This is a genomic window from Mycobacterium sp. 236(2023), assembly GCF_029623955.1.
Lineage (GTDB): Bacteria > Actinomycetota > Actinomycetes > Mycobacteriales > Mycobacteriaceae > Mycobacterium.
On record NZ_JARSBP010000002.1, the window covers coordinates 302147 to 316397 of the forward strand.

Here is a 14251-nt window from a genome sequence, read left to right on the forward strand (position 1 = left end):
TGGCACCCTACGCCGTGTATCAGACCAGGCGAAATAGCGGGGTACCATGTGTCAGGTAGAAAGGTACCGACATGGCACTGAACATCAAAGACGAGGCGGTCCACGAGGCCGTCAGGCAACTTGCGACGTTGACCGGCGAGTCGCAGGCGCAGGCCGTCGCCACCGCTGTGCGCGAGCGCCTGGCCCGTGTGGAGCAGGACGACCTTTCGGAACGGTTGCGTGTCATCGGCCGCGAGACGGCGCGCAGGATCGCGCCCGAGAGCCGAACACGGGACCACGGCGAATTGCTCTATGACGACCGGGGTCTCCCAGGATGATCGCCGACACGTCGGCGATCCTCGCCGTACTGGTGGACGAGCCGGACGCCTCGAGCTACACCGACGCGATCGCGCGGGCCGATGTGTGCCGACTGTCTGCGGCCGGGTATCTCGAATGCGGCATCGTGCTGGATTCCTACCGCGATCCAATCGTCAGCAGGGCGCTCGATGCGTTCCTCGACGAGGCCGGCTTCGTCATCGAGCCCGTGACCGAACGCCAGGCCGGGCTGGCGCGTCAGGCCTACGCAGACTTCGGGAAGGGAAGCGGACACGCGGCAGCGTTGAACTTCGGTGATTGCCTGTCCTACGCATTGGCGCTCGATCTGCGGGAGCCACTGCTGTGGAAGGGCAACGATTTCGGGCATACGGGCATCGCCTCTGCCCTCGCCTAAACCCCGGCGGGCACCTTCGCGTTCGCCCGCATCTCGCGGCGCAACGCCCCGAACTCCGAGATCGTGCGCGTCGCCACGGTGGCCACCGGCCGCGCGTTGCGGCCCGTCGCCTCCGTCTTGCTGACCATCACCACGCTGTCGATGTAGGGCTGGATCGTCGTGGCGTTCTGCACCGTCGCGACGATCACCAGCTGGAAGCCGAACTTCCGGAACGCCTGCAGCGCCTGCTGCGCGAACTGCGGATCCGACTTGCTGAACGCCTCGTCCAGCATCAGCTGCGCGAAAACCGGCCTGTTGTCCGAACTTTCAGGGCTCGCCAGGTTGAAGCTCAGCGCCCCCGCGAGGCAGAAAGCCATCAGCTTCTCCTGCTCGCCACCGGAGTTGTCGCCGGCGTTGCTGTGCGTGCGGATCAGTTCTTCACTCGCCACATCCCACTCGGCGCAGTCGAACGTGAACCGGTTGCGGACATCGAGGGCATCCCGCGTCCACGCCTTGTCCTCCGGCGCCGTCGACGCCAGCCGGTTGCGCAACCGCAGAATGTCGGCGTACTGATCGAGGATCGCCTGCTTGTCGCCCAGGCCGACCTCGGCGATACGCCGCGAAATGGCCCGCACGATCTCGGTCAGCTCCGACACCGCCGTCAGGCTGCGCGGCGTCGCCCGCAGCGTCAGCCGGGTGCCGCGGTTGAACTCCACAGCGCCCAAACCCGTGTTGACGCGGTCGATCTGGTCGCTGATCCGGCGGGCCTCCTGCTCGGCGACGCGGTGCAACGTCAGGATGGCGTCGGGCGCCTGCTCGGTGACCAGCCGCATCATCCGCTCGTACGCCTCGGGCAGCTCGCGCTCGTCGATGTGCCGGCATAGCGCCACGTAGTCGTGTACCCGCTCATCGAAGTTTTCCGAATCGTTCGGCACGGCGTCGGGGAACGACGTGTCGAACGTGTTCAGGATGCGCGCGAGCTCGTCGTAGGAACGCCGCCTGCTCTCGCGCAGCTGCTCGCGCTCCTTCTTGATCGCGCTGAACAACGCGTCGCGGTGTGGCTCCGGCTCCAGGAGCTCGAGGCTGACCGGGATGTGGCCGGCGTATCGGCTCAGCAGCTCCGTCAGCGGCTCGGACACGAACGCCGGCTGCAGCCGCTCCGACAACTCCAGCAAGCGGGTGCGGCGCTCGTCGAGGTCGTCGCGTCGGGTCTGGATCGCGCCGCGGCGGGTCATCAATTTCTGGATCTGCGACCAGCATTCGTCCGCACGGGCGTTGAGCGCCTCGATGTCGGGATGGTCGGCCAGCAGCAGCTCGTACTGCTCGCGCAGCCGGTCGGCATGCCCGTCGGCGGTCTCGATGTCGATCTGGCTCCACTGCGGGAACTGCTCGCAGATCGCTTTGCACGCCGCCGCACGGTCCCGCCACTGCTGACGCTGGGCGGCGATGTCATCGGCTGTGCGGCGCGCCTTCTGGTAGGTTTCCTCGGCTGCAGCCAGGTCCACGGTCAGCGCGTTGATCTTGGCCGACACGTCACCCTGATACAGGTAGTCGGACTGCTTCAGCGGCCGCCGGTCGTCCTTGATCGCGAGACGTTCCGAGTCCTTGTAGAGACCGGTGTCGGTCACCGCGCGCCGGAACCGCGCGAACACGTCTGGGGTGTCGACGCAGATGTGGTCACCGGCGGCGGTGACGACGTCGACGGCCTCGGCCGCGCACGGATGCTTCGGGTCGACGGCGAACAGCTTGCCCGCCAATGTGTTCGGCTCCGGATCCACGGGTTCGGCACCGAGGAACTTCGCCCGCACATGATGCAGCTGCAGCCGGCCGCGCATGTTCGTCTCGTTGACGAACTGCAACACCTTCGTCCAGTGCTGGTCGGGGACCATCAGGCGCAGGCCCACACCCCGCAGCACCTTCTCCACGGCAGTGCGCCACCGGGTCTGGTCGGCACGCAGATCCATCAGCTCGGCGATGTAGGGCAGCTCCGCAGCGTCGACATCGACGGCGGCGCAGATCTGTTCGCGCATCATCAGCGCGAACTCGGGCAGTGCCGAGCCGACGTGCTCGACGCGCTTGAGCTCCTTGGCCGCCTCGTCGCGGGCCATGCGGGCGGCCTTCTGCGCGTACTCCGCATCGGTGGAGGCCTCGCGGTGGCGTTCGACCTTCGCCAGCAGCTCGGTGGCCTCGGCGAGTAGTTCTTCCCGCAGGTTCCAGAACTGCTCGGCGGTGCCGGGGATGTCGATCTTCTGCGCGGTCAGCATGTCTTCGTAGGCGCCCCGCCGGCGTGACACCTGCTCGGCCTCGGTCTCGGCGGCGGTCACCTGCGACTGCAGCGGGCCGATGCTCGCGCTGGAGCCGCTGATCTGGGCGTTGAGCGAATCAGCTTCGGCCTTGGCCAGATTCAGCGACCGCGTGACGTCCTCGTACTCGTTGTCGAGCTGGTCGATCGTCGAGTCGAGTTGCTCGATCTGGGTGGGGCACTGTGCGAGCCGGACGTGATCGGTGTAGGCCCGCACCATCGGCAGATCCACCAGGTCGATGATGCCCAGGTCTGTGGACTCCGAGGCGTAGCGGTGCTGGATCTTCTCGATGTCACCGAGGATCTTGCGCTTCTTCTGGGCGACGGCGAGCAGTTCGCGTGCCTCGACCAGCGGGTCGATCTGCTTGAGGGCTTCGGGCAGCCGGCTGAGGCTCTCGGGCTCGTCGAGCATGAACTCGCGGACGAACTGTTCCAGCCCGCCAACGCTTTTCAGCGACTTCGCCTTACCGAGCAGCTGCTGGGCCGCATCCGAGGCGCGGATGCCGATGGTGGCGTACAGCTGGGCAAGATACTGCGACTCCACTTTCGTGGTGAACCGCCAGCCGTGGTCCTTGAACACGCCCGTGTCGAATCTTCCTGCGGCCCAATGGTTGCAGACGTCCTCGATGTCGAGGTCGCCGTCGCCGAGCACGAACCGGCTCGACGAGTCGTTGCGCGACTCGCCCGTCAGCCACTTCAGCACCAGGCCCGTGACGGTGCGTCCCGAATCGCTGGCGTAGGTGACCGCCACCGCGGACCACGCCGTGCCGTCGCCGCGCAGGTACATCACGCGGCTGGTGCCACCATCGCTGCGCTGCCCCCACGCGCCGCGGACGTACTTGTCGACGGTACGTCGCCCCGCGCTGGAACCCGCCGCGGTGTTGTCGCCGGAGGCGTTGAAATTGCGGCGGTTGAATGGCAGGAAGCCCAGTGAAATCGCGTCCAGCAGAGAGGATTTACCGCTACCGGAAGCGCCCGCGATCAGCGCGCCGCCCTCGCTGAACGGGATGTCGTGGTAGCCGTCGAAGACGCCCCAGTTGATGATCTGCAGACGCGACAGGTGGAACTGCTCAGTCAAGGCTGACCTCTACTTCCTGGTCGTCCACGGCCGGCCCGCCGGTGAGCAGCAGTTCGAACTGCTGCTGCAGCTCGGTGATGACGTTGGCCGTCATGACGGCGGTGATCACCGGGCTGATCGTGTAGCTGTTTTCGTCGTCGCGGCTCTTGCGCAGGATCTCCAACCCCGTCAGCCGGGCGATGGCGGCGTCGATGCGGCCGCCGAACGTGACGGCGTCGCGGTCGGTGTCGTTGAGGACACCGGCGAACAGGCCGTGCATCTCCTCCCGCGAGATCAGCACGTTCTGTCCCGCGGCGGCGCGCATCATCTGGGCCAGGTGCAGGGCCAGGATCGAGTCGTAGGTGCCGAGCGGTTCGCGCCGGAGAAGCTTGATGCCCTTGGCGGATTCGTAGCGGGCCTGCTCGATGAACGCCACTCCGTCTGTTTCAAGTCCCACCCCCGTTACCCGCAGGATCAGGTCGAGTTCGGAGAGCCTCGTCGAGAGCTGGTTGCGGTATTCGAGCACCCAGGCGTAGATGTCGGCGTCGGACTCGGCGCTGATGTAGCGGCGGGTCAGCAGGTGCTGCAACGCCCAGCACGCGCGGTCGGGAAGCTCGGAGACGTCGCCGTCGAAGCGGGGTCTGCGCTGGTGCGGAGGCCGGGCGGTCTGGTCGACCTGCGGCAGTGACGAGAAGTCGATGTCAGGTTCAGCAGAAGGGGAAGTCACTCGGCAGCTCCGGCGAGGGTGGTCAGCGGTTCGGTGAACATCAAACGGGGAACGGCGATCTCGCGATCCTGCCCGTCCAGCGAACGGAACCGCACCGTCGTCGATTCGGCCGCGGCGTCGTTCGGTTGCTTGAGCGCCCACGACCACAGCACGATGACGTGGCCGAGATAGGCCCGCTGTCCTGCTGCGTCGAGCATGTCGACGGCGTCCGACAACGAGACGGGACCCTTGGTCACCGCGGCGTTGATCATGTCCGACATCGCGGGCGCGTCGACCTGCGTCGTCAGCGCTGCGAAGCTGGTGAGATCGACGTCGCCCTCGGCGGCGATCGCCGGCTTCGGGCTGGACAGGTCGCCGATCTTGAAGCTGAGGGCGCCGACCGAGCTGATCGCGTGCCGGGCGAGGGGGATGTCGAGGTCCAGGCGTGAGTCGATCAGGCTGGACTTCAACAGATTTCGGGCCGCACCGATCGCCTCGTTGAGCTGACGGGCCACGCCGCGGCTCTGCTCCAGAGTGCCGAACGCGGTGAACCGCTTGACGCGCTGCGCGCAGCGCTGCTGGATGCGTTCGACCTCGTCGATCTGATGGCCGACGAGCTCGAAGAACCCGGCCATCACCTTGCGCAGCGCCGGGTCCAGCGCGGGAAGCGCGTCGGCGACCGCGGCCACGTCGGCTTCGAACTCCGCCCGCTGGTCGGGATCGTTGATCATCCGCAGGAAGGCGCGGTGACTGTCGCGCCCCTGCGAATCCCACGCCGCCTGATAGTCGGCATACATCTGGCGCTGCCGGTCGCGGTACTCGGTGTTGGTGTCGATCGGCTCGTCGAGAGCGGCGGTGGCCTGCTCGATCATCGACCCGTACTGGCCGATGTCGGTGATCAGCCGTTCCATCTGCATGGCGATGGCGCGGGCCTCGTCGTACGCGTCGCTCACGTCGACCTCAGGGCGCTCGCCCCGGTCGAGCTCGTCGAGTTCCTGATGAAGCTCGGCGATCTCCGCCTCGATGCTCTTGCGGATGCGGGCCGGGTCGTTGCCGACCTTGAGGGCCACGTGCTTGAGACGCGACGCGATGCCGTTGATGGAGCCGCCCGTGGCGATCGTGTCCTGGCGGCGCATGCCGCGCAAGAAGTCCAGTGCGCGGCGGGCGTCCTGCGTCAGGTAGCAGACGTTCTGGTCGCTGCGGGGATCGACGATGCGGTGCAGCCAGCCTTGGCTCGCCCACGACTTGATCAGCGCGAGGCCGGACTGCTCGTCGTGCAGGTCGGCCAGGTCGCGTTCCAGGCGCACCACGAGCGTGCTCTCCGGGGCCACGCCGTCGGCCAGGTGGCGCTCCATCAACGTCGCGTAGAGGCTCAGGTTGGTGGTGGCCAGCAGCCGGATGGCGCGGGAGCCCTGCAGGTCGCGGTTGAGTTCGAGCAGGTCGACGGCCGACAGGGTTGCGTTGTCGTCCACCTGGCTCCTGAATCTCTATGAATTGTGTCGTTCCGGAGGCCCCAACATAGGCCACCGCGGGGACATCGCCGGTCTCCGGGAGCGAGTGTCGCGGGGATTCCCGATGGGCTGTGTGACGCGTGTGACCAGCGGGATTGCAGTGTGTTCTGGGGCTTTCGCGAGAGCGTCACCACGGTCGTGAGATGGCAGGAATCACGACCGGGGTGGCGGTTTCGTGAGGCGTTCGATGATCGCGGCCGCGGTCTCGACGGCGGCGATATCGCCGACGCCCTGTCCGGCGTTCACCGGCGCGACGCGGAAGTCGTCGTCGGCGATCGCCTGGAGGAGTCGCGCACGTGCGTCGTCGTCGGGGATGCGCCCGTCCCACGCGTCGGTGAAGACGTTACGGACGACCCGCTCGGGCAGCGTCTCGGGCCACGGGTAGCCCAGAGCGACGTCGAACACGCGAGTGGTCAGCGTGTCCTCGGCGCGCGCGTCGACCAGCACCTGCCGGGCCTCCTCGGGAAGCAGCGACTCCCGGCACGCCGCGAACGCCGTGCCGATCCATGCGCCGGAGGCGCCGGCGGCCAGGACCGCGGCGAGAGCGCGACTGGAGGCGATGCCGCCGGCGGCGAGCACCGGCACGTCGACCCGGTCCAGGATTGCGGCGAGCAGCGGCAGCGTCGAGAGCGTCGGTGTGCCGTGCCCGCCGGCCTCGGATCCACGGGCGACGAGCACCTCGACACCCGCGTCGGCGGCGCGCTGCGCCGACTCCACGTCAGGCACCTGTGTTGCTGTGACAGATCCGGCGTCGCGGGCGCGAGACACCCAGTCCCAGTCTTCACCGAAGCTGACTGCCAGCAGCGCAGGACGGGCGTCGAGTGCGGTGGCGAGCAGGCGTGCATCCCGCCTGACGACCCAGTCGATGAGCCCAATGCCGAAGGGCTGCTTGGTGTCTCCGAGCAGGTGCAGTTGTCCCTGGAGCTGTTGCGCCGACCCTGAGCTGCCACTGCCGATCATGCCGAGCCCACCGGCGCGGCTGACTGCGGCGGCCAGCAGGCCGCCGGCCGCGCCGCCCATCGGTGCATTGACGATCGGTGCGGCCAGGTTCATGGCCGCCGACCACCGCGTCGCTGTCTTTTCCATCCCACCTCCACACCGTCATGCCAGGATGAGCGTATGACGCTCGTCTTCGTCCACGGCAACCCCGAGACCTCGGCGATCTGGGGCCCGCTGACCGCGGTGCTCGGTCGTGACGATGTGGTGCTGCTGTCGCCGCCCGGGTTCGGTGCACCGCTGCCCGACGGATTCGGCGCGACGTTCCTCGAATACCGGGACTGGCTCGAAGCCGAGCTGGAGAAGATCGACGGCCCGATCGATCTCGTCGGCCACGACTGGGGCGGCGGTCACGTCATGAACGTCGTCATGCACCGGCCCGAACTGGTGCGCAGCTGGGTCTGCGACGTCGTCGGACTGTTCGACGCCGACTACGTCTGGCACGACATGGCCCAGGTGTGGCAGACACCGGATGCCGGTGAGGAAGCCCTGGACGCGATGATGGCAGGCGGGGTGCCCGGACGGACGGAACTGCTGGGCTCCCTTGGTTTTCCGCCGGATATCGCCGCCGCCGTCGCCGAACATGTCAACGACGACATGCGCACCGCGATTCTGGCGCTGTACCGCTCGGCGGCGCAGCCCGCCATGGCGGAAGCTGGCCGCGCCCTGGAGGCCGCGGCGGCCCGGCCGGGGTTGTCGTTGCGCGCGACGGACGACCCGTACGCCAGGGTGAGCGAGCACCCAGGGCGGGCCGCCGATCGTGCCGGTGCGCGCACCGAAGTGCTTGAAGGACTGGGGCATTGGTGGATGCTGGAAGACCCCAAACGCGGAGCGGCGGTGCTGACGTCATTCTGGGAGACCCTGGACTAAGGCCTGCTCGGACCGGTGATCGTCGCCAACCTGTTCGCCTCGGGTTGTGAGTCAGAGGCGCCAGATGACCACGACGAGAGCGAGGACGCCGAGTGTCGCGATCAGAGCTGACATCAGGCCGGCAATCGAAAACGGCACTGCGCCGACTTGCGTCTTCAGCACCGCGATCTCTTTGCGGTGCTGAAACCACGCCAGCACCAACGCGATCAGACCGCTGACGATCAGCACCATCCCCATCACCCACGGGCTGACGATCGGCCGGTCGAGGTTCTCGGAGTCGGCGAGGTACTGGAAGAACTTGAAGATGGTGAAGCCGAACGCGATGAGTGACGTGCTGGTGCGAATCCACGCCATCAACGTGCGCTCGCTGGCCAGGCGCGTCCGCTCGATCGCGAGTCGAGTCGAGGTGTCCAGTTCTGTCATGACGACGCCCTTCGCCTGCGTTGGTGAGTGTCAGGATATCGATGTCACGTCAGGCACGTGATGTTCTCCCTGGACTCTGGGATGTCAAAGCTCAAGCCACCCGGGCTGTTTCGAGCTTGACGAGTTTGCCGAGCGCACCGGGGGCCTTGTCGGATGCGGGGTGTAACCGCACTTACGGATGCGATGCTCGCCGGATGTGAGAAAATTTCGGCAATCGCACCGGCGCGTGATGCGTGGCCCATCGAGTGTTGCGTCACGCGGCAAGCCGTAGGGGAGAACGCATGTGCGCTCATAGAAATGCTGAAACCGTGGTGGAGCGACCGCCCATCACCCGGGCGTTGACCTGGGTGGGAGGTGCGGAGCCGCACGGGTTCACCCGCGACGACGAGCGGTCCTCGCACGTCACCGCGGGTGTCGTCGTACTGGTGCTTGTCGCACTCTCATGGCTGGTGGCCGCGCTGGCCTTCACCGAGGCGACATCGTGGCCGACCGCGGCGGTCATCGCGGTGACGGGTGTGGCCGCCGTACTTGTGGGCGCGGTCATCCGGGCAGTCGCGAGCGGGCCCCTCCGAGGTTTGCCCAGCGTCCTTGGGCGGGGAGCGATCGCCATCGCTGTCGGTGCCGTCGTCGGGGAGCTGGCCGCAATCGGTGCGCTCTCCGGGGCGATCGATCGGCAGCTCGACGAGCGTGCCGCCCAGCAGGCCTCCTCCACGCCCGCGGTCGTGCAAGCCGAGGAGGACCTTCAGCAGTCCAGGGCGGCCCGGGCAGAGCTCGGCAATGCGGTCGAGCAGGCCCTGCAGCGCCGCGAGGACGCACTCGTCGTCGCGCGCTGCGAGTACAACCCGAGCCCGGACTGCCCCCAGATCCGCATCACTGGCGACCCCGGTGTCGGACCGGAAGCGCGCACGGCCAACGAATTCCTCGCCGACGCACAGACGCAACTCGACGCCGCCCTCGCTCGACGCAATGTGCAGACGCCCAGGCTGGATGCGCAGGTCGCCACTGGCGAACAAGAGCTGACGCGGGCGCGCACCGCAGCGATGTCGGACGCCGATGCTGGACTCGGGGCGCGGTGGATCGCGATGAACGACGAGGCCCTGGGCAATCCGGCAGCGTTGCTTCTCCGGTTCTTGGTCGTCGGAGCCGCCATTCTGCTGAGCCTGCTGCCGTTGATCCTGCGGTTGTGGCGCGGGGAGACGACGCAGGACCGTGGTGTGGCCGCGCATGTGGAGCGCGAGCGGGCGGAGCTGCTGGCCGACACCTCGATCGAGGTGAAGCGCGCCGAGGTGCGCGCCGCTGTCGAGAACCTCTGGGCCGAACAGCAATTGGCCAGCGCCAGGCTCGCGGCGGAGGCCCAGCTGGAGATCGAACGCGAGCAGCAGCGACGCCGCGTGATCGAGGCACGCGGGTCTGCGCTGCAAGCCCGTTCGGAACGCATCGTCGACGACGTGTTCCTGCCGATCGCCGCAGAAGCCGAGGCGGCAAGCCTCACGCCCGCAGTAGTGCCTGACGCGCAAATGGATCGGTTGGTCGACGAGCCGGAGAATCTTCCCGTGCCGGTGGAGAAACCTGTCAGGGAATCGGGCAATCCGCTGATGTCGGTGATTCCAGAGGTGACCAAGACGGCGACGAGATGGATCCGTCCGTTCGTGCCGCCGATCGTCGCCAGCGCCATCGACACCACCACCAGACCGCTACGGGGAGTACGCCAGGCTTTCGAGGAGACCGAAGAAATCCAGTTCTGGCTCAAGCGGAAAGCGGACTCGCAAGGTCAGCGTCGAAGCCATGGAGACCGAATGGGGCCCGGAGTCTGCCGCAGAGGGACCGGCGAACGATCAGCAGTGGGTGGCGTCGACACGGCCGTCCGCCGATCACCGACGCAGCGTGTCTGCTTCCGCGAACCGCGCCGCGATGGACGCCTCGCAGGGTCGAGGCGAACTCGTCGAACCGTCGGGGCCGCGACAGATACCCCCCGGGACGTAGTTGCCGCAGCGATGCAGCGTCACGACAGCTTCGCAACGTCCTCACGGCACCGCTGGGCCAGTTGCTCCTGGCGGGCGTACAACAGGCCGAACGTGAAGCCGTTCTCGCCTGCGGTGGTTCCCGCTGCCGCACCCAGCTGGCGGATCATCGTCCGAGCCACGACGGTATCCTGCATGTCGCCGAGAACACTCTGAATCTGCTTGTAGTGCTTGACCGTTGGCTTCGTCTTCTTCGACGCGCCGTTCCACTGGAGCAGTTCGTGCGCGTAGCGGGCCCGCTTGGCGGCCTTGCGGGCACGGTGGAGCAGATCGTCTTCGTCGCTTTTCAGAGCAACCTTGAGCCGACGGTCGGCCTTGACGCCTGCCTTTCGCGCTGTCGCACGCAACTTCTTCGTGGTTCCGCCCGGCAGGATTGGAGGAGCAGCGCTCCACCGCTGCAGTTCGGTGACGAGGTCCAGATAGCGCGGCGACTCCATCGCTTCGGACACCCGGTCGCGCGCAGGCAGTTCGATGCCGCGGAGGTCGAGATTGATTCTCGAGCCCACCGGGCCGAGCACCAACAGTTCGGGAATCTCGTCGAGGGCGTCGCGTAACCGGCGCAGCTGAACCTGCACATCGCGCACGTCGCCGAGAACCCCGGCGAACCACTTGAGTTCTTCCTCGAAAGCCGGGCCGGCCACCGGGTCCAGCTGTTTCTTGAAGATCCGTAGCGTGCTGCGCGTGCGCCGAATGGCCACCCTCGTGTCGTGAATGGGATCAGTGCCTTCCCTCAGGCCGGTCAACCCGTCGAGAACGAGCCCAATCTGCTCGGTCAGGTATCCGATCAGCGGTGATTCATGTTGTTGCGCAAGCGTTTTAACGCGGTCAGTCGGCGTCGAGACAGTGGTCATCGTCGAACTCCTCTCGTGGGCCTCAGGTCACGTCCACCGGGGGCGGCTTGCCCGCGGTGATCAGTTCTTCCCCGGACTCGTAGTCGTCGTCGGCATTGCATGTGAGTACCCCGACCACGGTGCCGTCCGACTCGTACCAGACCGTGAATCCGCCGTCCCGGTCGATCAGCCGGCTGTGTTGGTAGCCGTCGCCCCACGCGTGGTACTTGACGTCGGTGTCACCGATGGTCGTCCAGAAGCCAGGCACGCCGCTCCATTGCACGTCCTCGCCGGCAGCAGCGGAGCCCGCCACCTCGCCTTGATCCATGGCGTCGCCCCAGTGCTCGACAGCCAGTGCCCGGCCCGCGTCGGTGTTGACGGCGAACGCGACATCGCCGGCGGCCCACACGCCGTCGACCGCAGTCCGCATGTCCGGCCCCACGGGGATCCTCCCGTTTTGCAACGTGATCCCCGCCATCTCGGCCAGAGCCGCATTGGGTTTGACGCCCGTCGCGGCCAGAATCAGGTCCGCCTGCACCGTGGAGCCGTCCTCCAGGTGGACATGTCCGTCACCAATCGATGCCACCCTGGCCTTGCCCGCGAAACGGACGCCCGTCGCCTCCACCAGTTGACGCAGCCGCGCGCCCGCGTCGTCACCCAGCCGCTTCTGCTGCGGCAGTTCGTCGGGCGCGATGAGGGTGACGGAAAGGCCTCTGATGGCCAGCGATGCTGCAGCCTCGCATCCGATGAATCCCGCGCCGATCACCACGGCCGTCCTCGCGGAGGTTGCAACGTCGCGCAAGCGCTTCGCGTCGTCGAAGGAGCGAAGCAGCAGAGCCTGCTCGCCACCGGGGACCGGCAGCGGTTGCGGGCTTGCGCCGCAGGCGATAACGAGTTCGTCGTACTCGTAGCGGACGTCGGCCGCAGTCACGATGCGGGCGGCGACGTCGATCGCTGTGACCTTGGCTTCCAGCGTCGTCTCGAAGGGACGACTGATGGCCATGTCAACTTCGTCGGTCTCACCGCGAAGGAAGTCTTTGCTCAGAGGGGGTCGCTGATACGGCGGCGCGGTGTCGGCCGTCAGCACTCGCACGGGACTGTCAGCCCTTCGGGCGCGATACGCCTCGGCCGCTGCGACCCCGGCCGGACCGCTGCCGATTACCAATAATCCTGAGTTGCTCACCTCGGACGAATACCCACTGGCAACAGGGGTACACCGCACCCGGTGAAGGCGAGGTCCTGCAGGTCAGCAGACGTGCCTAGCCCTTCTGCGGTGGCCCCGGGTCGGGTGTCGTCGCGGGCCCGGGCGGTGTCTCGGGAACATCGTCGGGGACTAGGCGCTCGGGGACCTCGGTGGGGGTGAGTCGCTCGGGCGGTTCGGTAGGCGCGCTGCCGCGGTGCTGCGGCAGGGATTCGGTCTTCATGGTGCAGGCGTACCCCGGCCGCGCCCTGACGAACCCTGGCGTCAGGCCTGCGCGAAGGCCTCGTGCTCGACGACCTCGATCGCGGCGCGTTCGCCCGAGCGCACCGCGCCGTCGATGAAGCCGTACATCAACGCTGACGATTCGGTTCCCGCCCAATGGATCCGGCCGCACGGGTCGCGCAGCGCCGGTCCGAACTCGGTCAGCACCCCGGGTGGGGTGTGAGAGATCATCCCGCCGCCGGAGTAACGCTCGACGGTCCAGTTCTGCTCGAGATAGTCGACGGGGTCGAGTGCCTTGTCGCCGAACCGCTCTGCCACCGCGGACAACACCGCCCGGCGGCGGTCCGCCTCCGAAAGCTTGCACAGGTCACGCGCTTCGGGGCCTTCGGTGATGACCGTCAGAATGCCGGGCGTTCCGGTGTCGGTACACGAGTCGATCGTCAGGTTGGCCGCCGATCCCGGCGCGAACGACTGCCCGGACAGCCCGTCGGCACGCCAGAACGGCTCGTTGTAGATCAACGCGATCTTGAACACCGCCCCGCTGGGCATCCGCTGATGCAGAAACGCGCGGTCCACCGGCAGCTGCGGTTCGTAAATGATCTGCGAGGCAATGCAAATCGGCACGGCAACGATGGCTCGGCGCGCCCGCACCACCATGTCCTCCGACCGTACCGTGACCCCATCGTCGTCCTGAGCGATGCTGCGTACCGGCTGCCCGAGCTTCACGATGTCGCCGAGTTCAGCGGTCATGGCTTTGTGGATCGCGCCCATTCCGCCGACCGGCCTCGCGTCCTCGGCGGCGTCCTTCACACCGAGGACGAAGCTCGGCCCGCCCGCGGCGGCCATCTGGTACAGACAGAACAACAGCGACAGCTCCGAGGCCGCCGACGTGTAGATTCCCGCGACCGACGACTCCAGCAGAGTCCGTGCCGGTTTGGACAACGTGTTGCCCTCCAACCACTTTGCCCACGTCACCTGATCCCACTTGTGCGCCTTCGGCGCCGTCCACGGCGCCTCGGGCGGGATCGTCTTGCACATCTGTGTGAGCTCGAAGAAGACGACACCGAGGTTGGCCACGGCGAACGGGCTCAACGACAGCGGGATCGTGCCCTGGTACGTGTACTTCTTGCCGTCGATGAACATCATCGCGTCGCCCTCGACGTATTGCTTGTACTCGGGGATCCCGAACTCCTTCATCAGCGCGTAGATGCGGTCCTGACCCGGACCGATCCACGCGCCGCCACGGTCGATCCAGGACCCGTCGTCGCGGTCGACTGTGAAGGTGCGACCGCCGACCCGGTCGCGGGCCTCGAGCAACATCACCGAGTGCCCAGCCTGTTTGAGGCGCAGCGCTGCTGTCAGCCCGGCGAAACCCGCACCCACCACGCAATAGTCGACGTCAACCATGACCTGCTCCCCGCAAG

The 14251-nt window shown here is 67.2% G+C and carries 12 protein-coding genes and 1 pseudogene; 4 read left to right on the forward strand and 9 right to left on the reverse strand.

Translation table 11 applies throughout. The annotated features are described in order from the left end of the window. Positions 1-71: 71 nt before the first annotated feature. Positions 72-317, forward strand: coding sequence for a type II toxin-antitoxin system VapB family antitoxin (locus tag P9A17_RS03985; protein ID WP_278037304.1), 246 nt, complete (start codon positions 72-74; stop codon positions 315-317). Continuing rightward, on the forward strand, positions 314-709 hold the full coding sequence (locus tag P9A17_RS03990) for a type II toxin-antitoxin system VapC family toxin (protein WP_278037305.1): 396 nt from the start codon (positions 314-316) through the stop codon (positions 707-709). Before P9A17_RS03985 ends, P9A17_RS03990 begins: the two co-directional genes overlap by 4 nt. On the opposite strand, the gene P9A17_RS03995 is transcribed toward P9A17_RS03990, so the two are convergent. From P9A17_RS03995 to P9A17_RS04010, 4 genes are all read right to left on the reverse strand, one after another. Then, positions 706-4068, reverse strand: coding sequence for an SbcC/MukB-like Walker B domain-containing protein (locus P9A17_RS03995; RefSeq protein ID WP_278037306.1), 3363 nt, complete (start codon positions 4066-4068; stop codon positions 706-708). The two genes, P9A17_RS03990 and P9A17_RS03995, sit on opposite strands and share 4 nt — an antisense overlap. Then, entirely contained in the window at positions 4061-4774 is a 714-nt protein-coding gene (locus P9A17_RS04000) for a DUF4194 domain-containing protein (protein WP_278037307.1), read from the reverse strand. Before P9A17_RS04000 ends, P9A17_RS03995 begins: the two co-directional genes overlap by 8 nt. Then, positions 4771-6225 (reverse strand): DUF3375 domain-containing protein, encoded by a 1455-nt coding sequence (locus P9A17_RS04005; protein WP_278037308.1) that lies wholly within the window; start codon positions 6223-6225, stop codon positions 4771-4773. Before P9A17_RS04005 ends, P9A17_RS04000 begins: the two co-directional genes overlap by 4 nt. Positions 6226-6417: 192 nt before the next feature. Further along, on the reverse strand, positions 6418-7350 hold the full coding sequence (locus P9A17_RS04010; protein ID WP_278037309.1) for a nitronate monooxygenase: 933 nt from the start codon (positions 7348-7350) through the stop codon (positions 6418-6420). Between the two features lie 33 nt (positions 7351-7383). Between P9A17_RS04010 and P9A17_RS04015 the strand changes: the two genes are divergently transcribed. Then, positions 7384-8130, forward strand: coding sequence for an alpha/beta hydrolase (locus tag P9A17_RS04015; protein ID WP_278037310.1), 747 nt, complete (start codon positions 7384-7386; stop codon positions 8128-8130). Positions 8131-8181: 51 nt separating this feature from the next. Here P9A17_RS04015 and P9A17_RS04020 read toward each other — a convergent pair whose 3' ends face one another. After that, positions 8182-8553 carry a DUF202 domain-containing protein gene (locus P9A17_RS04020; protein ID WP_278037311.1) on the reverse strand — a complete coding sequence of 124 codons (372 nt, stop codon included), beginning with the start codon at positions 8551-8553 and terminating at the stop codon, positions 8182-8184. Positions 8554-8834: 281 nt separating this feature from the next. Here P9A17_RS04020 and P9A17_RS04025 point away from each other — a divergent pair. Further along, positions 8835-9716: pseudogene (locus P9A17_RS04025) on the forward strand (DUF4407 domain-containing protein); the annotation flags it as partial. 839 nt (positions 9717-10555) lie between these two features. Here the strand turns inward: P9A17_RS04025 and P9A17_RS04030 are convergent. The 4 genes from P9A17_RS04030 to P9A17_RS04045 are packed head-to-tail and all read right to left on the reverse strand — an operon-like array spanning position 10556 to position 14234. After that, entirely contained in the window at positions 10556-11425 is an 870-nt protein-coding gene (locus P9A17_RS04030) for a CHAD domain-containing protein (RefSeq protein WP_278037312.1), read from the reverse strand. Positions 11426-11447: 22 nt separating this feature from the next. Beyond that, on the reverse strand, positions 11448-12626 hold the full coding sequence (locus tag P9A17_RS04035) for an FAD-dependent oxidoreductase (protein WP_347403826.1): 1179 nt from the start codon (positions 12624-12626) through the stop codon (positions 11448-11450). A gap of 37 nt (positions 12627-12663) precedes the next feature. Continuing rightward, complete coding sequence (locus tag P9A17_RS04040; RefSeq protein ID WP_278037314.1) at positions 12664-12828, reverse strand: hypothetical protein; 165 nt, start codon at positions 12826-12828, stop codon at positions 12664-12666. 41 nt (positions 12829-12869) lie between these two features. Beyond that, positions 12870-14234: a flavin monoamine oxidase family protein gene (locus tag P9A17_RS04045; protein WP_278037315.1), complete on the reverse strand. Its 1365-nt coding sequence runs from the start codon at positions 14232-14234 to the stop codon at positions 12870-12872. Between the last annotated feature and the right edge of the window lie 17 nt (positions 14235-14251).